We start from the raw sequence: 22,244 nt of genomic DNA, 5'->3' as shown, positions 1-22,244 counted from the left end.
TGTTCATCTGAATCGTCGACGGTCGGTTTGTGGACCGACATGGATCAGCGCCCGGACTATCTGTCTTATGTGCCTGCGCTTCGTCGGTATTTTTCCCGTCGGGTGAGCAATGGTGCAATGGTGGACGACCTGGTCCAGGACGTGATGCTGCGTATGCACGCGCGCGATGCGAAGGACAGCATCGATAATCTGGAAGGCTATATTTTCCGAACCGCCACCAGCGTGCTGCGCGACCAAGCCCGGCGTGACAAGGCGCGGCACGCGGCCAGCCATGGAGAATTGACCGAAAAGGATCATCCTGCTGAGGAATGTACGGCCGATCGCGTCTTAGAGGGAAAGGAGGAGCTTGCGCGCCTTGTCCATGCTCTGGAGGATTTGCCCGAGCGGACACGCGACATCTTCCTGATGCGACGTTATGAGGGATGGGCCTATGGCGAGATTGCGGAGAAGGTCGGGATTTCGGTGAGCGCGATCGAAAAGCATGTCGCCAAGGCGGTTGCTCATATCGCCCGGCGGCTGGTCCGTTAAGGCAATCGTTGCATGACTACGGATGGGGACGATCCCTATGATATCGCCGCCACCTATTGGGCGCGGCTCCAATCGGGCAAGGCGACGTCCGCCGATGAGGCCGACATGGAATGCTGGCGCGCTCAGGCACCGGAGCATTGCGCCGCGATGGACGCGGTCAAGGCGGCATGGGAGAGCGCCGGCCGTTTCCAGGACAGTCCTGCCTTATCGGAGATGAAGGCGCAGATGAAGGCGCGTTACAAGGCTGCGCCAGCGCCCGCATCACGCCGGTGGAGGCGTAGCGGCCTGTTGGCGGCGTCGATTGCGGCGCTGGTCGCAATACCGACGCTTATTTGGCTGATGGGGCATTCCGGCCAGCACATGGTGCAGGACGCCCCGGCGGAACGCCAGATGACGCGGGAAGAAGGCACGCGCCTGTTCAGCCCGGCTGGTCGCCGACGCAATATCCTCCTGCCCGACGGCTCTCGCGTGGTGCTTGACGCCGATAGCGCTATTCGTTTTGCCTTTTCCGCAAAAGAGCGATCGATCGATCTGGAACGGGGGCGTGCCTATTTTGCGGTCCACAGGGATAAGAGCTGGCCCTTCATCGTCTCGGCTGGCCGCTTGACGGCGACGGCGGTCGGCACGGCATTCGACGTCTCCCGACTATCGGGGCGCGAACAGGTGACGACGACCGAGGGTGTTGTCCGCGTGGTGACGAAGATGGCGAGCCGGGACGGCCATCACACGGCCATGATCCCGGCCGGGATGCGCTTGACGCAGGATGCGTCGTTCGTATCGGTCGGTGCTGTGGATGCCGTGCGCGAAAGCGCCTGGCGAGATGGTCGCATCATATTCACGGCGCAATGCCTGTCCGATGTTGCCGCACAGATGAACCGCTACGCCCCTGGGCGGTTGATGGTGACGGATATGGCAGCCCGCATCGTCATCAGCGGCGTTTTCGAGATCGATAATGCTGATGGGTTGGCCGAAGCGTTGGAGCAGCAGGGGCTGGTCCATGTCGATCGCAGCGCGGACCGCATCATCCTGACCCCCGGCGCCAATGCGGCCGAGGCCGACTGCGCCGGCCATAGCTGATGAGGGGATCGGGGCATCACATCATGCTCCGATCCATGATCCTTATTTCCGGTTGGCAGCGCCGTAGAGCAGGGCATTGAACAGGAATTTGAAGGTGCCGTAGGACTGCGCGCGCTGGGCCACTTCGGGCGCCATCAGCAGCAGCTTGCCCTTGCCGACATCGACATCCGCGACCGCGATCGTCCCCGCCAGCTTTTCTTGCCCTACGGCCCAGCCGCTACGCAGCAGGTCTCGCCCCTCGAACCAGCTCGCCTTGCCATAGGGCGAGGCGTTGGTCACGGACACGAAGGTCTGGGACTGGTTGAAGAAGATATCGACCTGATCGGGCAAGCCATAGGCCAGCGGTTGGCGATTATCGACGCGCGCGCGCAAGATCGATCCAGGGATGTAGAAGCTCCTGGTGTCGGGCATCTTGAGCGACCCATCCACCTCCCGCGTCAGGGCAGGCTTGAGCGACGTGTGGAACAGGTCGATAAAGCGCGCGGAACTGCCGATTGCGACGATCGCGCCACCGTTGCGGGCAAAGTCTGCCACGGCCGGCACCGTTTTGGCATCCGTTACCTCGCCCAGCATCGGTTGATATTCGGCGGGCGTGTCCTTCAACTCGGGCTGCTTACCCGGGCGGTCCGATCCCCAGGCGCCGCTGGGCGGCAGGGCATCGTCGGTGAACAGCAGGACATCATAATCCCTGGCGAGATTGCCGGCGTCCAGCCGTTTGGGAAAGACCTGCATGAAGGGAAATTCGAACCGTTCGAGCAGGAAACGGGTCCAGCCCGACGACATCAGCCCGCCATAACGATCCACCAGGCCGATCCGTAGGGGCTTGAGCGCTATCCGCTCGCCTTGCGGCGCTGCATCCGCCGCATGAACGGTCAGGCCCAGCTCCGTGACTGCCTTCTCCACGAGCGTTCGCGCCTCGCCCGAAGCAGGAATCCAGATCGCGCCAGCTTGCATCGTCTCGCCATCCGCCGCTACCGCCTGTTTCAGCCAGGCCGGGCGGATGCCGGCCTTCAATAGCCGGTTGGTCAGGATGAAGCTGTTATTGGTTTCATGTCCGACGATCCAACCTGCCGTCCCCTGACCGACAATCCGGCCTGGTGGCGGAGCAAGCAGATCGGGCACCGGCGCGAAGCGTTGGTCGAGGCCATCGAGAATGCGGTCGAACCCGATGCCCATCTGATAGGCCAATGTATAGCCGGTAATGTCATAAGGAGCGGTCGGCGGGCCACCCGGATAGTCGGTGTCGTGCGGATGGTCCTGCGGCTCGAACATGTCGATCACATGTGGGCGATAGGCTTGGGCCGTACGCACGATATAGGAACCGGCGGCATAGTTTTTCCCGCCTGCCTGGAACGGCGCATCTGCGCGCTCCACCTCAATCCCATTCTTGATGAGCGCGTTGAGGAAGGCGATTGCCGTTGGCATGTCGCGCTGGTCGGCGGGGATGACATAGGCGCGCGGATCGCGTTCGGCCGGGGCTTGCAGCATCGCCTTGTAGAGGGCCGGGTCGACCTTCTTCGGGCCGCCCGGCCGGGCATCCTTGTCCTCCGTCTTGAGCGGCGCGGCGCTGGTCAGGCGATCCACCTTTGACGGCGTGATCGTCCAGCTATCCTTGCTGCCCTTCTCGATGCTGTTCGCGCCCATGCGCCAGATGTTGAACAACAGCCGCTCGCGATTGCGCGAAGCATAGTCGATGACCGCTCGATCGAGCGTCCATTGATAATCGAGCGAGTCCTGCAAATGCCAGTCACGCGGGGCGATCGGCATCATCTCGTCGCCGCGCGGCAATTGGGTCGCGGGCACCAGGGGTATCTTCGCCGGGGTCGGCCCACCGATAACCTCCGTCAGTAGGCCGATGCTGTTGTGGAAATAGGCGACCGACCGCTCCATCCCATTGTGCCAGGTCGAATAGCGGGCTGCGCTGCGCGTACCCGACCCCGCCTTGCCTTCCGCAATCAGCCGCGAATGCATGGAGAAGCCGACTTCGTTCAGTTGTGACATGACGATCGGGTCATAGTTGAAATTGAACGGATCGCGGAAGGGCGGCACGAACACCACCATGCCTTCCGGCCCGGTCTGGTGCTGATTATAGACGATCTGCGGATACCATTGGCGGAACAGCACCCGATTGACATTTTCCGTCTCCGGCATGGCCGCCATGAAGCTGTCGCGGTTATTGTCGTGGCCGACGTATTTCTGATAGAGCCAGGGCAGGGTGGCAAATTCCCGCTTTTTGGGATCGGCCTGACGCATATACCAGTTGCTGACCAACTCCATGCCGTCGGGATTGTCGTGCCCGAACAGGATGATGCAATCGTCCAGCATCCGCAGCGTTTCCGGGTCCGACTGGCTCAGCATCCGGTGAATGACCTGAATCTGCCCCTGTGAGGTCACCGTCTCGGTCGCGTGCATCCCCGCGTCGATCCAGACGATCGCCTTGCCCTGCGCCGCCAGCTTGCGCGCCTCGGCTTCGTCCACGCCATGGGCGCGGGCCAGCTTTTCGGCGATGGCGCGATACTCGTCCAGCTTCGCCAGATTGGCGGGGGAGGAGATGATCGCCATCCACTGGGTCCGCCCCTCGGCGGTCTTGCCGATGTCGACCAGCCTGATCCGGTCGGATTCGGCCGCCAACCGCTTCAGATAGGCCTCATATTCGCTATAGTTGGCGAGATAATAGTCGGTGCCGGGCGGTTGCTTGAAGAAGCGTTCGGGCGGCGTCGGCGCGGTAGTGCCTTGCGCGGCGATCGGCGATGCTGGCAACAGCAACGCACCCGACAGGAGGAGCCAGTGCGGTTTCATCTATTCTCTCCAGAGGACTGGTCGTTATCGGGGGGGAGGGGAGCAGCCGACGGCGGCCGCTCCCCTCCGTTTCAGGCATCAGTAGAAGCGGACATTATCGATCTGCAACCACATGCGCTGGCCGGGGCCGCGCGATCCGCCAAACTCGACCTGTATGATGCCGTCGCCGGTGAAGGCGGGACTTGCTTTCCCGCGTCGCGACACCGGTTTGAACTGGGCGAAGGACACATCCTGAGAACCCCAGTCCGCGCCGCCCTGAACCGTTGCCTCCCAGATGCCGTCGAGACCATTGAGGCGGACGGTATAGGGGCCATCGCCCTTCAGGTCGAAACGCAGCCCCTTATAGCTGGCGATCCGGACAGGAGTGATCGATCCCCGGCTCAGCGGAATGGCGAAACCGGCATAGGCATTATCCTTCACCGCCATGCGGGCCGAGAGTGACAGCGCCTTGCCGCCGCCCTCGCGCGGCACGGTCTGGGTGATTTCGACCGACCGGTCCATGCCGCCGTCAGGCGTGTCGATCCGCAGCGTGTCGATCGACGAGCGGCGATCGTCGCGCTCGAAATCGTCGAGCAGGGCCGGCACGGTGATCGAAGGCAGGCGATCGGTCCTGTTGGCGGCGGGCAGGGCGGGCGCGCCCGTACCATAGGCAAGCCTGCCGTCGATCAGAACCTGCGACACCTTGTAGACGTCCTTGATGTTGCTCCACGGCGTGCCATCGATCAATATGATGTCGGCCCGCTTGCCGACGGCAATGGTGCCGCGGTCGCTGTCCAGCCGCATGATCTTCGCGCTGGTCTGGGTGCCAGCGACCAGCGCCTGAGTCGGCGTCAGGCCGGCCTGAACCAGCAATTCCATCTCGTGCAGGGTCGATGGGCCATGGGGCGTGCCGGGCATGCCGGCATCGGTGCCCAGCGCGATCGGGATGCCCGCGTCGAACATCGCCTTCACATTGCCCAGTGCATAGCCGAACTTGCGCACTGTCTGTTGCAGGCGCGGATCATCCGCCTTCACCGGCGTGTCGCGCGGCTTATAGGGATCATAGACGGCGAGCGTCGGGGCCATCGCCATGCCGCTTTGCTTTATCGCGGCGACTTCGTCTGCCGCAATCGGGCGGTCCTGTAAGCCATGGGCGAGCGAATCCACTTCCGCGCGCGCCGCCACCAGACCGCGATCGACCGTCACCGTATGGGTGACGACGGGCCAGTTCTGCTTGTGCGCGGCTTGGGCCACGGCCCGCAGCGTCCATTCGTCCATGCTCGTATTGTCGGGAGACACCCCATAGCGCCAGCCGTCGGCGAACACCTTGATAAGGTCGGGCTTGTAAGCGACCAGGCTCTCGATCGCGGCGCGGCCTGCTTCGGGCGTATTGACCCAGAGCGTCGTCGCCTGGTCCGCCCAGTCGGCGCCATGGCCGCCCGGCGTGCTGATGCGCGCGGCGAAGTGGACGTGCGGCGCCGTCATCTGACCCAGCCACGCGCGCAGCGGAGCATAGGCTTCGGGCGCTTCGTTGAAGTCGTTTACCGTGGTCACGCCCGCTGCGACATAGGCGTTGGCGATCTGCGGAAAGGTGCCGGGTAAACCCGACGCGGTCCAGTGGGTGTGGATGTCGAAAAAGCCGGGGAGCAGCGCCTTGCCCTTGGCATTGATGACTTTCGCGCCGCGCGGCACCTTCACGTCGCTGCCCACCGCCGCGATCCGGCCGTCCTGGATCAGCACCGTGCCCGGACGGGGGGCCGCGCCGGTGCCGTCGAAGATGGTTGCGCCGACGATCGCGATGACACCCTCTTCGGCAGGTGCGGACGAGGCGGTGGCGGAGTGAAAGGCGATCAGCAGCGCGACGGCGGTCGCGAGCAGGGCGGTGAGCAACGACTTACGCATGAGATTCCCCTTCGAAACGGATCATTCTTCGGTGACGGGCGCGGTGGGCATACAGAACCAGCATTCGGCATCGCTGCCGATCGGCGCGCCCGGCGGGATCGGGGGTGGCGGTGCGATCGGCTCGGCCCGCTTCGCCCGTTCCTCGGGCGAGGCGGTGAGCATCGCCACCAGATACTGGTTGTGCGCGCTGTCGGCCGGGCTGCCGCCGCGTTTGCCGAGACGGCCGGCAAGGCTCTGCATGTGCGCCCGCACGATCGCGATCGCGGTCGAGGACAGGCCCTTGTCATCGGCCAGGGAGAGGAGGCGCAGCGCATAGCGGGCGCGGATCTGCCGTGCGATTTCCGTTCGGCGCCCGCTCGATGCCGCTGTCGTGACCCGATCGTCGAGCGCGCCGAGCAGTTCGTCCAGCGATAGCTGGCCGGGATCGGAGGCCTGCTGCGCCACCAACCGGTTGAGTCGCTCGGGCGCGAGCAGCGCGATCAGGCTTGCGTCCGCGGCGACCTCGGCCGCGCGCGCCCAATCGAAGGCGGCGGCGGTGCGGCCGGGCAGCAGTTCGATCTCGCTCTGGCGGTCGGGCGTACCCGACTGGATCGAGGAGAGCAGTGGGATCAACCGATCGGGCAGATCGAGCGTCGCAGGATCAAGCGTAGCCAGCAAGGCGTGGAGCGCGGCGCGCTGTTGCGTGGCATCGACTGGCAGCGCTTGCTCATGACCATCGCCCTTCACTGCATAGGCGTAATCGACTCCGCCGATCAACTTGGAGGCAGCCGTCACTTGATAGCGGTGGAAAAGATAGATGGGCACGATCATGCGGCGCAGGTCAGCCGCCGCCGCACCCGCAGGCAAATTGTCGAGGCCGAACCGATCAAGCGCGATTTTGCGCACGGCCAGTATGTGGTCCAGTTGCGCGGCGGCATCCGCCCCGTCATCCCACATATTGCCCCAGGGCTGGGCATCGCCATCGCCGCGCGTGTCGCCATCGGCGACAAAGCGATAGCCCTTGGCCTGCGCCGCACGCGCCATGGCGTCGAGCGCTGCTTTCTCGTTGGTGCCTGCGGGGAACTGGCAGTAAAGCCAGTCGATCGCAAACCTGTCCCAGGCACCGACACCCGTCGCATAGGCGTCCGACAGGTCGAGCGCCCCGTCGCGAATGCCGACGCGCGGCGCGGGATAGTCCATCACCGACGCTCGGTTCTCGAAGGTGGACCCGGCAAAATTATGGGAGAGGCCGAGCGCATGACCCACTTCATGCACGGCAAGCTGGCGCAGTCGCGCACGCGCAAGCTGGATCGGATCGTCCGGCCCGCCGGTGCCTTCCTTCGCTGCGCCGACCAGCCCTTCGAAGATCAGCTTGTCCTGCCAGGCGCGCAGTGACCCCAGTTGCACCACGCCTCGTACGATTTCGCCGGTGCGGGGATCGACGATCGTCGTGCCGGTGGACCAGGCGCGCGTCTCGCGATGAATCCATGCGACGACATTGTGGCGCGCATCCATCGGATTGACGTTGGCGGGCAGTTCCTCGACCCGAAAGGCATCGGTGAAACCGGCCGCGTCGAAGGCCTGCGCCCACCACTGCGCGCCTTCCATCAACGCGGTGCGGATCGCCTTGGGGGCGGCACGATCGACGTAGAAAATGATCGGCTTCTTCACGCGCGAACGTTCCGCGTTTGGATTGACCTTTTCCAGCCGGAAGCGTCGCACCAGCCGAGTGACGATCGGTTCGTTCAGCGCGGCGGCATAATTGTTGCGGATGACCTGGACCGACGTGCCGGTGCGCGGGTCGTGCGCGCGGGTCTGGAAATGATCGTCGGGCAGGCGGATGAAACTATGATGCACCCGCACGGTCAGCGCGCGCGCATCGGGCAGCACGCGTTCGATCGCACGGCTGGGATCGTCGCTGGTGAAGGTCAGGGCCGTCTCGAACTCCACATTGTCCGGGAAAGCCAATGTCTGCGCGGCGTCGACATAGCTCAGGTTTGTCGCGACCTTGTAGGTGCCTGCCTTGGTTGCCTTCAGCCGTCCGGCGACGTCGAAGGCGTCACGCATCAACAAACCGGACAGGTCGACAGTGATTCCGTTGCCATCCTCGCTGACGATATCGCCCGACCAGATCGGCGATCCGGAAAAGGAGCGGAGCACCGCCTGTTCCTCGCCCGTATCGCCGTTGAGCGCACGGAAGCGCAGATTTTCGAACTCTGCAAACACGCGGTTGCCGACCTTGCGGAACAATAGAATCTGCGTCTCGCCCAGCCGCGCGCGATCCAGACCGATCTCCGCTGCGCCAAGGCCCCCGGCGATAGACGGGGTATAAAGATAGCGGGCGATTACGCCGTCCCGGTCGGCGGCGGGCAACACTATGCGCTGACCGCCCTTTTCCGCCGGTAGCAGCCCGAACAGGCTGGCGGTTGCTGTCCTGGCAGATGGAGTAGCCATCGCCGCCTGGGCAGACGCCGCGCCGCTCTGGGCGCTCAGGATCATCAGGGCAACAAGGGGGAGGGCGCGTACGGCTTTCATGAAGCTATTGATCCTGAACTAGAAAAATGGGCACCGGTCCAAAGACCGGTGCCCAAGGGCATCAGAATTTGTGGCTGATGTTCAGATACCAATAACGGCGCAGCGGTGAATAAAGCTGTCCCTGATAACCGCTGGACGACAGAGGCGGGGCCTTGTCGAACAGATTGCGCACGCCCAGGCGGACGCTCGTCCCGTCCAGCGATCCCTGCGTGAAGCGATACTGAGCATAAAGGTTCGCCGTGGTGGTCGCCTTGACCGCCCAATAGTCGCCATCGCTATCGATCAGGCTCGTGTCATAGACCTTGCCCGTATATTGGGCGAAGGCGCCGACCGTCACATTGTTGAGCGTCCAGGTGAGCGAGGCGGAGCCGCGCCATTTGGGTTTGCGGTCCAACTGCAACAGGCTGCGGCCGCCCGAAATGTTCACAGCCGCATCAATGTCGCCCGCATCCTGCGCCGCCAGCAGGGCGGCGATGCCTGGCGAGGGTTCCTGATAATATTTCAGGAAGTGCGATGCATTGACCGCCAGGTTGAAGCGGCCAATGCCCGTTTCGGGCGTGCGATAGGTCAGGTTGAAGTCCAGCCCCTTCACCGTCTGCGGTTGCAAATTGGTATATTGGTCGAGGACATAGAGAACCTCGCCCGCGGGCGTCAGGCCGGTGCCGGCAAAGGCCTCGTCATCCGATGCCGTGGGCGTCGCGCGGATGACGTTGGGATTGCTCGATCCCTCCTTGCGCAGCAGATAGTCCAGGATCAGTGCGTTGCCTTCGCCGAAGATGCCGACCAGGCCGGTCTGGCGCACGCGCCACCAGTCGGCGGTGAAGGTCAGGTTGCCCACGCCTTCGGGCAGCGGTGGCTCCAGCACCACGCCGAACGACAGGGTCTTGGCGCGTTCGGGCTTGAGGTCGGGATTGCCGGAACGGCGTGCCGACGTAATCTGCGCGCGCGAACATTGGGAGAAGTTGGTGATCCGACCAGCCAGTTCATCGGCTTCGCACATGATCCAGTCGGTGCGGGTGTTGGCGCGGGTCACGACCGTCGCGTTGGTTTGCTCCAGGTTCGGCGCGCGGAAGGACTTGGCCCACGACCCGCGGAAACGGATGCCGCGCACGACATCCCATGCGGCGGCGACCTTGGGCACGGCGACATCGCCAAAGTCGCTATAATGTTCGTAGCGCCCGGCGAGCTGGACATTGAAGGCCTGGACCAGCGGGATTTCCATTTCCGGCGAAATGACCGGCACTGCGAATTCCGCATAGGCGCCGAACACTTCGCGATGGCCGCTGGTGTCGCTGTTGAGTGCGGAGTTGACGAAATCGCCAGCCGCCGCACCTGTCAGCGGATCGGTATAGGTGATCGTCCCGTCAATACGCGGATCGCGATCGTCAAGCTGGGTCTCGCGACGCGCTTCGATGCCGGCGGCAAAGCCGACATTGCCACCGGGCAGGGTGAACAGGTCGGCCTTCGATACACGGAAGTCATAGGTGGCCAGAGTCGACTTGGTGTAGCGGGTCAAATCTTCGCGCATCGCATCGATGGTCGACTGACTGTTCACCGAGGTGCCGAAGATATTATAGGCATCAGGTGTCGAGCGCGCGAGATATTCCTGCAACTTGGTGCGGCTGATATTGTCGCTGACATCCCGCGCCCAGGCTTCCGAATAGCTGACCGCGCTTTCCCAATTGAACCCCTTATACTCGCCGCGCAAACCGGCCAGAAGGCGGAATTGCTGGTTGGTCACGGTGATGTTCATCGGTCCGAAGTCTTCGAACAGATAATTGTTGATGGTGAGGGGCAGGCCCGAAGTCGGCGCATTGGTTCCGGCCAGGCGGTTTGGATTGGCCGTGCCGTTGGCGAATACGGCCTGGCCCAGCGGGTTCCAGTAGTTGCTGGCGGGTACATAGACCGGGATCGAACTAAGTGTCGCGACCGGGCTTTGCTGCGCCTTGGTCTTGCTGCGATAGAAGCCGGCTTCGGTAAAGAAGCTGACATCGTCCGACAGGTCGTAATGGCCCGTCATGAACAGGTTGATGCGGTTGAGGCGCGGCATGATCGAAACGCCCTGCGCTTGGGTGTCATAGCGCAGATCGCGATCCGCGCCCGCCGTCGCCATCGCGCCATTCTGGATGCACCGGTCGTTGCCCACCGTCGCGACGCAGCCTGTGCTGCTGGTCGGTTGCAGATGGAACTGGCCCGACGCATTGGTCAGCGCAGTGCGGTTGTAGATAACGGCCCTGTTGCCATAGGTGCGCAGGTTCGCGAAGGGCGTGGTCGTGGATCGGCCATCGAGCGAGGTCGCCCCCTCGAAGCGTGTGCCATCGAACAGGTCGCGCTTGTCGGACGAGGCGGTGAAATATTGTTCGGTCGATTCAAGGCCCGTGCCATGGTCGTAGCTGCCGAACAGGGTGATGTTGCCGCGATTTTCGGCGAAATTCGTCCCGATCACGCCATTGCCGTTGAATTCGCGCAGGCCGGTGCCTTCCGCGCCGCCATATTGCAGCGACAGCTCGGCGCCCTGATAATCGGTCTTGAGCACGGTGTTGACCACGCCCGCCACGGCGTCCGCGCCGTAGATCGCCGCCGCGCCATCGCGCAGCACTTCCAGCCGCTCCAGCCCGTTCACGGGGATGGCATTGGTGTTGTAGCTCAGCACCGGCACGAGCTGGTCGTTCGCCTGGCTGGTCGGATGGGCGACGACACGACGGCCGTTCAACAGCACCAGCGTGTTGCCGATGCCCAGGCTGCGCAGGTCGAGCGACCCGATGTCGCCGCGCGCGCCGTTGGAACTGCCGGGCAGATACTGGCTGTTGAACTGAACGTCACCGAACTGGGGAATGGAACGGAACAGTTCGTCGCCCGATACGGCCGCCGAATTCCTGATTTCGTCGGTCGACACCACCGTAACGGGAAGCGCTTCGTTGATCTTGGCGCCCTTGATCTGCGATCCGACAACGACGATTTCCGCCGACGCTTCGTCTTCGGTCGCTTCCTGCGCCATCGCGATGCCCGCGCTGCCAAGCGCTGCCCAGCTCATGGCGATCAGGCTCGCTACGCAAGCCCCCTTGTTCCGATACGCTCCCATCAATTCCCCCGATTTTCGTTGTTTCCGCTCGTGGCGGAAGGACATGCAAAAGGCGGCCTCTCCCTTCATCAGGTGTCAGGCCTATAACCCTCTCGCTTCGGAAGACGCGGACGGGAGGGAAACCCCCATCAAAAATTGCACTTTTGTGATGATGGGGAGATTCCGCCTCCGCACGCCTTGATGCGGGCGACTTCAGCGGCGACATCTGTCGACGCCACCTGTAGATCTGGTTCGGCCGTAGATCAGCACGGCGGGCTATCTCCGCCATGTTCGCGCCGGGCGCCGAAACTGCTGCCACCCACTCCTGCTTCTGCTGGTCGCTCCATATCCGCTGCTGCTCTGGACCCGAAATTACTGTGATCTGGCTCATCGCACCGTCCCCTGCACCGGTGTCATGTCAAAATATCAGACGGAACGGATGTCACGGCACACGACAAAATGCATCTGGCCTTTTGCAAGCGCGGACTTGGCGCCCACGCAGGGAAAGGCAGGCGCCTCGATAAAGGCTCGGAACGCACTCGCGAGCGGATGCGCGTCATCATTGCTTGACTGGGGCATGATTGAAGAACGGCCAGCGGCCCGAATGGTTGCCCGCCACTGCCCTGGTGGCTTTCGCAATTGCTATCTCGCTGGTGCGCTCGGCGCCGAGCAGTTCGCGCCACACGGAAGATAATTTGCTGTGAAAGGCACTTTGAACGGGGACGAGTCGTTGAAGCTTCGACCGTGCCGAAATGTGCGCACTGTTCGCCTGCAAAATGGGTCGATTGAACAGACGACCCCCATATCGAAAATGGAGACGAGCCATGGCGACCGACGACAGCAAGACGATCACCGGCAATGGAGGCGAGACGCACCAACAGGCCGTGACGGGTTCAAACCCGGACACAATCCTGACCACCAACCAGGGCATTCGCGTCTCCGACAATCAGAATAGTCTCAGATCCGGCGCACGCGGCCCGACGCTGCTGGAGGACTTCGTTCTCCGCGAGAAAATCTTCCACTTCGATCACGAGCGCATTCCCGAGCGCATCGTTCACGCACGGGGTTCCGGGGCGCATGGCTTTTTCGAAGCCACCGAGGACATCTCCCATCTGACCAAGGCCGCGTTGTTCCGGAAGGGGGAGAAGACCGAGGTCTTCGCCCGCTTCTCAACGGTCGCCGGTGGCGCCGGCTCGGTCGACACGCCGCGCGACGTGCGCGGATTCGCCGTGAAATTCTACACCACCGAAGGCAATTGGGATCTGGTCGGCAACAATATGCCGGTGTTCTTCATCCAGGACGCGATCAAATTTCCCGATCTGATCCATGCCGTGAAGATGGAGGCCGATCGCGCCTACCCGCAAGCCGGGAGCGCGCACGATACCTTCTGGGACTGGGCCTCGTTGATGCCCGAAACGACCCATATGCTGATGTGGGCGATGTCCGATCGCGCGCTGCCGCGCAGTCTCCGCATGATGGAGGGTTTCGGCATTCACACCTACCTGCTGGTCAATGAGGCGGGAGAAAACAGCTTCGTCAAATTCCACTGGAAACCCAAGCTTGGCGTGCAGTCGACGATCTGGGACGAGGCGCTGAAACTTCAGGCGGCGGACAATGACTATCATCGCCGTGACTTGTTCGAGGCAATCGACACCGGAGCGTTCCCTGAATGGGAATTGGGCATACAGCTATTCGACAAGGCGTTTGCCGATGCGCAGCCCTACGATGTGCTCGATCCTACCAAGCTCATCCCCGAAGAGGATATTCCGGTCCGAATCATCGGCCGCATGGTGCTCAATCGCAACGTCGACAATTTCTTCGCCGAAACCGAACAGGTCGCATTCTGCCCCGGCAACATCGTGCCCGGCATCGACTTCTCGAACGACCCGCTGCTGCAAGGCCGATTGTTCAGTTATCTCGACACGCAGAAATCGCGGCTCGGCACCGCCAATTTCCACCAAATTCCGGTGAATGCGCCGCGCTGCCCGTTCCAGAATTTTCAGCGCGACGGGCAGATGCAGACGATTGTGCCCAAAGGCCGTGCCAATTACGAACCCAATAGCCTTGCCGCGCACGGTGAGGAAGGAGGACCGCGCGAATGTCCGACAAGCGGCTTTACGACATCCACGTCGCCGACCGGCCCCGACGAGACGGGCGAAAAACTGCGGGTGCGTGCCGACACATTTGCCGATCATTTCAGCCAGGCGCGATTGTTCTTTCGTTCGCAAACGCCAAGCGAACAGGCCCATATCGCCTCATCCTTCGTTTTCGAACTGTCGAAGGTCGGCCTGCTTGACCAGGTACCGCCCCGTATGGTGGCCAATCTGCGCAACGTCGATGAGGAACTGGCCAAGCGCGTTGCCGACGGGCTCGGCATTCCTTTGCCAAAGAAAGCCAAAGCAGCGAAGGAGCCCATCGACATGGCGCCGTCTGATGCGCTGTCGATCCACAAGAACATGAAACTGACGCTCGAAGGTCGCGCGGTTGGCGTGCTCATTGCTGACGGCACGGATGCGAACGAACTCAAGACATTGGTCGCGGCAATCACCAAGGCCAAGGGCAAGGCGATAATTGTGGCGCCAAAGGTCGGCGGCGCCAAACTCTCGGATGGCAGCATGCAGAAGGCCGATGGCCAGTTGATGGGTTCTCCGTCGCAAATTTTTGATGCGGTGGCGCTCGTCCTCTCGGACGCAGGCGCCAAGACGTTGGTCAAGGAAAGCGCCGCGGTGCAGTTTGTCGTGGATGCGTTCGGGCACCTGAAAGCGATCGGCGCAAGCGCAGCAGTTAAGCCATTGCTCGACAAGGCAGGAATCGAGCCCGATCAAGGAGTGTCGGTGCTTGATGCCAGCTTTATCGAGGCGGCGGCGAGACGCTTTTACGATCGCGAACCCGGTATTCGTAGCCTTGCCTGATTTTGCGTTAGTCAAGGCCGCAAAATGCGCGATTGGTTCAACTTAGGCGAGACCAGTGGCCAGGGCATGGAAGGCTCTGAGTATGAAACCAAGGCAGGTCGATGATGCGCGGCGCCCATCCTCAATCCGCCCGTCGAAACAGCTCATCATCGTGCCGACGCGAGCGATATCGCGCATAAACATTCGATAGACAGGTGTTACTGTAGCTCGGACCTGAGCGTCTGCGACCTCATACCTCTATCATCGACCGGCGCATTGCGCTATTGTCCCCATCGCTAAGATGGGAAGGTCTTGACCCTGGCCAAGTCCGGGCGGCTATCTCGCGCGGGCATCCGAATTGCGAGGAAAACCGGCGTTGGAAACATTGCCTGCTGACGGAATGTCGCATGGAGCACCGATCAATGCGAGATACCGACACCACCCCTGGCGACTTTCCGGGAGAGGAGGAGCGGCAGTTCGATGAACCCAGAAGTGATTTAACGACTCAGGATATCCTCGAGGCGCTGCCCGAGGCTGTTTATACGACGGACGCGAAGGGCTGCATCACCTTCTATAACAAGGCGGCCTCCGCGATGTGGGGCATCGCCCCGCAAATCGGCATGAGCGAATTTTGCAGCTCCTGGAAACTCTATTGGCCAGACGGCACGCCTCTGCCGCACGATGAATGCCCGATGGCAACGGCCCTCAGGGAACGGAAAGCCATACGTGGCCTCGATGTAGTCGCTGAACGACCGGACGGCACACGCGTTTCCTTCCTCGCCTTCCCGACACCCGTTTTCGATGCGGAAGGCAACCTGATCGGCGCGGTCAACATGCTGGTCGATCTGACCGAGCAACTCATAACCGACGAAGCGGCACAGCGGTTTCGGGCAATCGTCGAATCTTCCGACGACGCCATTCTGGCTAAAGATTTGAACGGCAGGATCGTCAACTGGAACCAGGGTGCGGAGCGCCTGTTCGGCTATTCCGCGGAGGAAGCTATCGGCAAACCCGTCACGATGCTCATTCCGATGGACCGACATAATGAAGAGCTGAACATCCTATCTCGCATCCGGCGCGGCGAACGCATTGATCACTATGAAACCATCCGGCGACGCAAGGATGGCAGCCTGATCGAGATTTCGCTGTCGGTTTCACCAATCAGAAGTCGCGATGGTCGCATCATCGGCGCATCGAAAATCGCTCGCGACATTACGGAACGCCGACGCGCGGAGGAACGGCAACAGCTCCTGATCCGCGAAATGGATCATCGTGTGAAAAACCTGTTTACGCTCGCCGGAAGCCTGGTGACTTTGAGTGCCCGCTCGGCGGCCACGCCCGCCGACCTCGCATTCACAGTCTCGGCGCGTCTGAACGCACTCAGTCAGGCTCACTCGCTGACCGTTCCGCGAAAGTCCGAAGCGACGGACAGGCGCGAGCAACAAACGACCCTGCACGCGTTGATCAAGACAATCACCGCTCCCTATGATGATGAGGTCGACATTCAATCGCGCATTGCGATCTCCGGGCCGGATATTGCCATTGCGGGCGGCGCGTTGACCAGCTTGGCGCTGCTCCTTCACGAGTTCACCACGAATGCGGCCAAATATGGAGCCCTTTCCGTGCCCGAAGGCCGGGTAGAAATATCCTGTGCCGACGAGGGCGACCACATCACCCTCGATTGGAGCGAACGGGGTGGGCCTACCGCCGATCATCAAACCCAGGATGATGGTTTTGGCACCCTCCTCGTTAGTGCCACGGTCCAAGGGCAGCTTGGCGGTGAGATTTCTCGTGATTGGAAACCTCAGGGTCTGTCGATCCACCTCATGGCTGCAAAAGATCGCCTTGGTACGTAGAGCACTTATTTCATGGATTCGTGGCGAATCCTGCAAAATATAATGCCTTCACCATCTGCTCCATGCGACCGATCCGCCAATGCTCCAAGCTGAGGCGATCGGACTTGCTCCCGGCGTGGCTGAACTCGATCGCACGTAATGCGTTGGTGAGCGCAGGAGTAAAGCTATGAGTCGGAGAAAATGATCCGCCGTGAAGACGACCGGTCGGATCATGCCGGGCCAAGCGAACCGCAAAAAGAGAGGTTGAACATGCCCGCGCGCGCTTATTGGCAAGGCCAGATCAGGCTGGCTCTGGTGTCGATTCCGGTGGAAATTTATTCCGCCACGAAGAGCGGCATGACCATATCCTTTCGCTAGATCCACGAACCGTCAGGCAAGCGCATTCACTATGAGAAGGTCGTGGACGGTATCGGCCCGGTTGACCGCGAAGAGGCCCTACGGCTTTGGGCGAGGGATAGGAAACGGCAGTCATTTTATCTGGCTTAAGCCAATGGGCGCCTTCCGCTTGACCATTTGTGACATCTGCACAATCCTGCGCAAGTGAGCGAAGCAATCGTCGATCCCGCCCCCGCGCGTTCCGGCCCCTCAGCGGTGCTGCAGGCGCGGCCCGAAGCAATCCGGCTCGATGCCGCAACGACGGCGGTCATCGTCGTCGACATGCAGAACGCCTATGCCAGCAAGGGCGGCTATGTGGACGAGGCCGGCTTCGATGTCGGCCCGGCGGCCAGCGTGATCCCGAAGATCGCCGAAGTCGTCGATGTGGCGCGCGCAGCGGGGATAGCAGTGGTGTTCCTGCAAAATGGCTGGGACTCCGGCTATGTCGAGGCGGGCACGCCGCTTTCGCCTAACTGGCACAAGTCCAACGCGCTCAAGACCATGCGGGCGCGGCCCGCGCTTGCCGGCAAGTTCCTCGCGCGAGGTGGCTGGGATTATGAACTTGTCGATACCCTCAATGTCCATGAGGGCGACCTTCGCGTGCACAAGCCGCGCTATTCGGCGTTCTTCAACTCACAGCTTGATTCCGTGCTGCGCGCACGCGGCATCCGCACGCTGATCTTCACGGGTATCGCCACCAATGTCTGCGTCGAATCGACCCTGCGCGATGGGTTCCACCTCGAATATTTCGGCGTGTTGCTGGAAGATGCCGTCCATCACCTCGGGCCGGACTTCATCCGCGAGGCTAGCCTCTACAATGTCGAGAAATTCTTCGGCTGGGTGAGCAGCGTCACCGATTTTCGCACCGCCGTCGGCCAGCTTCCATCAAAGGAGCCATGATGCCTTTCGAACCGATCAATCCGCCGCAATTCCCCACCCCGATTGCGCCCTATTCGGCCGGGGCGAAGGCGGGCAGCACGGTCTATGTCTCGGGTGTGCTGGCGCTGGGCGAGGGCGGCGTGGTACTTCATGTGGGCGATGCCGCCGCGCAGACACGCCATGTGCTGGAGGTCATCAAGACCACGGTCGAGACGGCGGGCGGCGCCATGACAGACATCGCCATGAACCATATTTTCCTCAAAGACCTCAATGACTACGCCGCCTTCAACGCGGTCTACGCCGAGTATTTTCCGGGCGACAAACCGGCGCGCTACTGCATCAAGGGCGATCTGGTGAAGCCGGACTGCCTCGTCGAGATCGCCTCGGTCGTCCATCTTGGCTGAGGTAGCCGGACTCTACTACGAAGCCCATGGAGCGGCGGATGCGCCGCCGCTGATCCTATCGAGCGGCCTTGGCGGCTCAGCGGGCTACTGGGTGCCGAATCTCCCGGCGCTGGCTGAGCATTTCCGTATCATCGCTTACGATCATCGCGGCACCGGGCGCAGCGACCGGGCGCTGCCGGAAGTCACGTTGGTCGAGGACATGGCGCGCGACGTGATCGCGCTGATGGATGCGCTGGGCATCAAGCAGGCGCATTTCGTCGGCCATGCGCTGGGAGGCGCCATCGGGATGGAAACCGCCATCCGCACTGGCCGGATCGACCGACTGGTCGTCATCAACGGCTGGCGGACGCTCTCACCGCATACCCGGCGCTGCTTTGCTGCGCGGCTGGCGTTGCTGCATGGGGCAGGCGAGCGGGCCTTTCTCGAAGCGCAGCCGCTTTTTCTCTATCCCCCCGACTGGATCGCCGCGCACGAAACTGAACTGACGGCAGACCTCGACCATCACCGCGCGGCGTTCCCCGGCGTCGAGACAACCGCCAAACGCATCGTCGCCGTGCAGGCCTATGCGCCCGATCCGGCGGGGCTGGCGGCGCTCGAAAACCTGCTCGTCATTGCCACCCGCGACGACTTCCTCGTGCCTTTCGCTACCGCGCTCGATCTCGCCGAGCCGGTCGCGAAGGCCCAGATCGCTACGTTCGATTGGGGCGGCCACGCCTGCAACGTGACCGATCCGGACGCCTTCAATCGCCTCGTCCTCGAATTCCTCAGGAGTTGAAGTCCATGCAGGTCGGCATTTTCATTCCCATCAACAATAATGGCTGGCTGATCAGCGAGAACGCCCCGCAATATCTGCCGAGCTTCGATCTCAACAAGGAAATCGCCCAGCGCGCTGAGCAATATGGACTCGATTTCCTGCTATCGATGATCAAGCTGCGCGGTTTCGGCGGCAAGACGCAGTTCTGGGAATATGGCCTTGAAAGCTTCACGCTGATGGCCGGACTTGCTGCGGTGACGGAGAAGATCAAAATCTTCGCCACATGTCCGACGTTGATCATTCCACCCGCTTTCGCCGCGCGCATGTGCAATACCATAGACAGCATCAGCCATGGCCGGTTCGGGCTCAACCTGATCACCGGCTGGCAACCGCCTGAATATACCCAAATGGGCCTCTGGCCGGGCGACGAGCACTTCCGCAACCGCTACGAGGTGCTGGACGAATATGCGCAGGTGCTGCGCGAATTGTGGGAGAGCGGCCGGTCCGACTTCAAGGGCAAATATTATGAGATGGACGACTGCCTCGTCCGTCCCCAGCCCGAAGCGGACATGAAGATCATCTGCGCCGGCTCGTCCGATGCCGGTCTCGCCTTCTCGGCGAAGTGGGCGGACTATGCCTTCTGTCTCGGCAAGGGCGTCAACACACCGACCGCCTTCGCCTTCAACAACGACCGCCTCGCCAAGTTCACGGCGCAGACGGGCCGGGAGGTTTCGGTCTTCGTGCTGGTGATGGTGATCGCCGCCGAGACTGACGAGGAAGCCATGGCCAAATGGCAGAGCTATAATGACGGCGTCGATCTCGAAGCCATCGCCTGGCTGGCCGATCAGGGGGGTAAGGACACCGTCAACACCGACACCAACGTGCGCCAGCTCGCCGCGCCGGAAGGGGCGGTGAACATCAACATGGGCACGCTGGTCGGCAGCTACCAAAGCGTCGCGCGCATGCTCGACGAGATGGCCGAAGTACCGAATACCGGCGGGGTGCTGCTGACCTTCGACGACTTTCTCGAAGGCGTTGAGGCATTCGGCACGCGCATCCAGCCGTTGATGAAGAGCCGGGTCGGGAGGCCGTAAGGGCAGTTTGCTGCACTTATGAAGTGATCAAAATGGCGTTTCTCGTTCCGCGCGCTTTCAAGCGGCCAGCTCCGAATTAGAACCCTGGCGTGCCTGTTCATTAGATTGCACGATCCGACGCTTTACTGCCCGCAAGCATAAAATAGGCTGGGGGCCTTCAATCACATTTCACCACCCCAATCATCGGCTAGAAAAGACGTCGCAGCAGCCCAGAATTGGTTTTACCCAGTTCGATCACCTCATCGCCGCGGCCGCTGATGATTGCCTTGGCCATATAAAGCGTGAAGCCCTTGATCTGTTCCAACGTAATCTTGGGCGGCATGGACAATTCAGTCCGTGCCGTGACCGCATCGAGCAAGGCTGGCCCCGGGTGGGACAATATTTCCCGGACGCCGGCATCGATCTGGCCCGGATCCGTAATACGTACGCCGTGCATACCGATCGCCTGGGCCATCGCGGCGAAATCGGGATTGTCGAGCGAAACGCCGGTTTCAATCAATCCAGCCGCTTTCATCTCCATCTCGACAAAACCCAATGTGCCATTGTTGAAAACGATGATCTTCACTGGCAGTCCCAACTGGCGGAGGGTCAGCAACTCGCCCATCAGCATCGCGAGCCCGCCGTCGCCGGACAAGGTCACCACCTGCCGACCGGGGTGAGCCGACTGCGCGCCGATCGCCTGCGGCAGCGCGTTGGCCATCGAGCCGTGATTGAACGATCCGATCAAGCGGCGGCGGCCATTCATTTTCAGGTAGCGCGCCGCCCAGATTGTCGGCGTACCGACATCGCAGGTAAAGATCGCGTCGTCATCGGCAAATTCGCTGACGATGCGCGCCACATGCTGCGGGTGAATTATCCCACTGCCCGGCTTGCCATAGGCGAGATCGTCGAGGCCTTTGCGGGCATCGGCATAATTGGCGCGGGCTTTTTCCAGAAATGTCCCATCCCGGCCCGTGGTCAGCAAAGGCAGCAACGCATTTATCGTTGCGCCCACATCTCCCACCAGCCCCATGTCGATGGCCGTCCGCCGCCCGAGATTCTCGGGCCGCAGGTCAATCTGGGCCACCCTGGCTTTCACCGGATAAAATTGGCGATAGGGAAAATCCGTGCCGAGCATCAGCAAAGTGTCACATCCCATCATTGCATCATAGCCGCTGGAAAAGCCGATCAGGCCTGTCATGCCGACGTCATAGGGGTTGTCATATTCCACAAACTCCTTGCCGCCGAGGGCATGGACGATCGGAGACTGAAGACGTTCGGCAATCTTGAGCAACGGCTCATGCGCCGTACGACAACCGCGTCCGGCAAGGATGGTGACTCGTCCCGCCCCATTGAGCAGCGCAGCCAACCGTTCCAGGTCGTCGGATGATGGGACGACCACAGCCGGTTGTGGCAACAGCCCACCTGCCGAGCGGGCAAGCTGTCCGCTGGCTGGGAGGAGCGCGACATCGCCTGATAGCGCAACGACGGAGACGCCGCGATGACCAACCGCCGCCCGGATCGCGGTGTCGAGCGTTCGAGGCATCTGGTCACCATGCGAGATGGTTTCGCAATAGACGCTGCATTCGCGGAACAAGGCTTCGGGTCGCGTTTCCTGGAAATAATTGGAGCCGATCTCGCCACTGGGCACTTGCGCCGCTATGGCCAGCACGGGCGCCCGGGTGCGGTTGCAGTCATACAGCCCGTTGATCAGGTGCATGTTGCCAGGACCGCACGAGCCGGCACAGACCGCCAGCTTCCCGGTCAGTTGCGCTTCCGCTCCGGCGGCAAACGCTGCAGCCTCCTCATTGCGGACATGCACCCACTCGATCTTCCCCTGTCTTCGCAGACTGTCGGTCAGGCTATTGAGACTGTCACCCACCACACCATAGATGCGCTCCACCCCGGCTAGGTGGAGTGTTTCGGCAAACAGGTCTGCAATGGTGGTCTTGGTCATGCAAATTCTCCGAACGACGGCGGCAGCAAGTTCCTGTCGAACCAACGACAGACAGGACGCAAACGCACTTTGCAGCATTCGGGATGCAAGAGATGCAGCCATACTCGCACAGCAATGACCAAAATACCAAGCATATGGCTTTGGAGAAATATCGGAGGATTAGTCCCAGACAGCCCATTTTCCCTACGCGGGGAC

13 protein-coding genes and 2 pseudogenes are annotated in these 22,244 nt (G+C 61.9%); 9 read left to right on the top strand and 6 right to left on the bottom strand.

Going from position 1 to position 22,244, the window contains the following annotated elements; translation table 11 throughout:
- The first annotated feature begins 39 nt into the window (after positions 1 to 39).
- A complete protein-coding gene (locus MOK15_RS18850) occupies positions 40 to 528 on the top strand; it encodes an RNA polymerase sigma factor (protein ID WP_242933249.1) in 489 nt (162 codons plus the stop codon).
- A 12-nt stretch (positions 529 to 540) separates the two neighbouring features.
- The gene (locus tag MOK15_RS18845; RefSeq protein ID WP_242933248.1) at positions 541 to 1,605 is read left to right on the top strand and encodes a FecR domain-containing protein; all 1,065 of its coding nucleotides are present in this window, start codon (positions 541 to 543) and stop codon (positions 1,603 to 1,605) included.
- Positions 1,606 to 1,647: 42 nt separating this feature from the next.
- Here the strand turns inward: MOK15_RS18845 and MOK15_RS18840 are convergent, their stop codons facing one another.
- The 5 genes and pseudogenes from MOK15_RS18840 to MOK15_RS18820 form a co-directional block, all read right to left on the bottom strand.
- Positions 1,648 to 4,404 carry a M14 family metallopeptidase gene (locus MOK15_RS18840; protein ID WP_242933247.1) on the bottom strand — a complete coding sequence of 919 codons (2,757 nt, stop codon included), beginning with the start codon at positions 4,402 to 4,404 and terminating at the stop codon, positions 1,648 to 1,650.
- Between the two features lie 78 nt (positions 4,405 to 4,482).
- On the bottom strand, positions 4,483 to 6,285 hold the full coding sequence (locus tag MOK15_RS18835) for an amidohydrolase family protein (protein WP_242933246.1): 1,803 nt from the start codon (positions 6,283 to 6,285) through the stop codon (positions 4,483 to 4,485).
- A gap of 21 nt (positions 6,286 to 6,306) precedes the next feature.
- Positions 6,307 to 8,799, bottom strand: a complete 2,493-nt coding sequence (locus MOK15_RS18830) for a zinc-dependent metalloprotease (RefSeq protein ID WP_242933245.1) — start codon at positions 8,797 to 8,799, stop codon at positions 6,307 to 6,309.
- A gap of 61 nt (positions 8,800 to 8,860) precedes the next feature.
- Positions 8,861 to 11,833 (bottom strand): TonB-dependent receptor, encoded by a 2,973-nt coding sequence (locus MOK15_RS18825; protein ID WP_242933244.1) that lies wholly within the window; start codon positions 11,831 to 11,833, stop codon positions 8,861 to 8,863.
- A gap of 238 nt (positions 11,834 to 12,071) precedes the next feature.
- Positions 12,072 to 12,251 (bottom strand): annotated as a pseudogene (locus tag MOK15_RS18820) (transposase); the annotation flags it as partial.
- Positions 12,252 to 12,684: 433 nt separating this feature from the next.
- On the opposite strand from MOK15_RS18820, the gene MOK15_RS18810 reads away from it, so the two are divergent.
- The 7 genes and pseudogenes from MOK15_RS18810 (at position 12,685) to rutA (ending at position 20,113) form a co-directional block, all read left to right on the top strand.
- On the top strand, positions 12,685 to 14,772 hold the full coding sequence (locus tag MOK15_RS18810; RefSeq protein WP_242933242.1) for a catalase: 2,088 nt from the start codon (positions 12,685 to 12,687) through the stop codon (positions 14,770 to 14,772).
- Between the two features lie 401 nt (positions 14,773 to 15,173).
- A complete protein-coding gene (locus MOK15_RS18805; RefSeq protein ID WP_242933241.1) occupies positions 15,174 to 16,607 on the top strand; it encodes a PAS domain S-box protein in 1,434 nt (477 codons plus the stop codon).
- A 249-nt stretch (positions 16,608 to 16,856) separates the two neighbouring features.
- A pseudogene (locus tag MOK15_RS18800) lies at positions 16,857 to 17,048 on the top strand (Ku protein); the annotation flags it as partial.
- A 99-nt stretch (positions 17,049 to 17,147) separates the two neighbouring features.
- Positions 17,148 to 17,882: a pyrimidine utilization protein B gene (rutB, locus tag MOK15_RS18795; RefSeq protein WP_242933240.1), complete on the top strand. Its 735-nt coding sequence runs from the start codon at positions 17,148 to 17,150 to the stop codon at positions 17,880 to 17,882.
- On the top strand, positions 17,882 to 18,265 hold the full coding sequence (gene rutC / locus MOK15_RS18790) for a pyrimidine utilization protein C (protein ID WP_242933788.1): 384 nt from the start codon (positions 17,882 to 17,884) through the stop codon (positions 18,263 to 18,265). The genes rutB and rutC overlap by 1 nt, the downstream gene beginning before the upstream one ends.
- Positions 18,258 to 19,040, top strand: a complete 783-nt coding sequence (gene rutD / locus MOK15_RS18785) for a pyrimidine utilization protein D (RefSeq protein WP_242933239.1) — start codon at positions 18,258 to 18,260, stop codon at positions 19,038 to 19,040. The genes rutC and rutD overlap by 8 nt, the downstream gene beginning before the upstream one ends.
- A gap of 5 nt (positions 19,041 to 19,045) precedes the next feature.
- Positions 19,046 to 20,113 carry a pyrimidine utilization protein A gene (gene rutA, locus MOK15_RS18780; protein WP_242933238.1) on the top strand — a complete coding sequence of 356 codons (1,068 nt, stop codon included), beginning with the start codon at positions 19,046 to 19,048 and terminating at the stop codon, positions 20,111 to 20,113.
- A 187-nt stretch (positions 20,114 to 20,300) separates the two neighbouring features.
- Here the strand turns inward: rutA and poxB are convergent, their stop codons facing one another.
- The gene (gene poxB / locus MOK15_RS18775) at positions 20,301 to 22,049 is read right to left on the bottom strand and encodes a ubiquinone-dependent pyruvate dehydrogenase (RefSeq protein ID WP_242933237.1); all 1,749 of its coding nucleotides are present in this window, start codon (positions 22,047 to 22,049) and stop codon (positions 20,301 to 20,303) included.
- Between the last annotated feature and the right edge of the window lie 195 nt (positions 22,050 to 22,244).

The sequence above is a fragment of the Sphingobium sp. BYY-5 genome (genome assembly GCF_022758885.1).
Taxonomy (GTDB): Bacteria; Pseudomonadota; Alphaproteobacteria; order Sphingomonadales; family Sphingomonadaceae; genus Sphingobium.
This window is presented reverse-complemented; position numbering and strand designations above follow the sequence as displayed.

Coding starts and splice junctions, on each gene's coding strand:
- MOK15_RS18850 (WP_242933249.1), top strand. CDS start 40: ATGGATCAGCGCCCGGACTATCTGTCTTATGTGCCTGCGCTTCGTCGG.
- MOK15_RS18845 (WP_242933248.1), top strand. CDS start 541: ATGACTACGGATGGGGACGATCCCTATGATATCGCCGCCACCTATTGG.
- MOK15_RS18840 (WP_242933247.1), bottom strand. CDS start 4,404: ATGAAACCGCACTGGCTCCTCCTGTCGGGTGCGTTGCTGTTGCCAGCA.
- MOK15_RS18835 (WP_242933246.1), bottom strand. CDS start 6,285: ATGCGTAAGTCGTTGCTCACCGCCCTGCTCGCGACCGCCGTCGCGCTG.
- MOK15_RS18830 (WP_242933245.1), bottom strand. CDS start 8,799: ATGAAAGCCGTACGCGCCCTCCCCCTTGTTGCCCTGATGATCCTGAGC.
- MOK15_RS18825 (WP_242933244.1), bottom strand. CDS start 11,833: ATGAGCTGGGCAGCGCTTGGCAGCGCGGGCATCGCGATGGCGCAGGAA.
- MOK15_RS18810 (WP_242933242.1), top strand. CDS start 12,685: ATGGCGACCGACGACAGCAAGACGATCACCGGCAATGGAGGCGAGACG.
- MOK15_RS18805 (WP_242933241.1), top strand. CDS start 15,174: ATGCGAGATACCGACACCACCCCTGGCGACTTTCCGGGAGAGGAGGAG.
- rutC (WP_242933788.1), top strand. CDS start 17,882: ATGCCTTTCGAACCGATCAATCCGCCGCAATTCCCCACCCCGATTGCG.
- rutA (WP_242933238.1), top strand. CDS start 19,046: ATGCAGGTCGGCATTTTCATTCCCATCAACAATAATGGCTGGCTGATC.
- poxB (WP_242933237.1), bottom strand. CDS start 22,049: ATGACCAAGACCACCATTGCAGACCTGTTTGCCGAAACACTCCACCTA.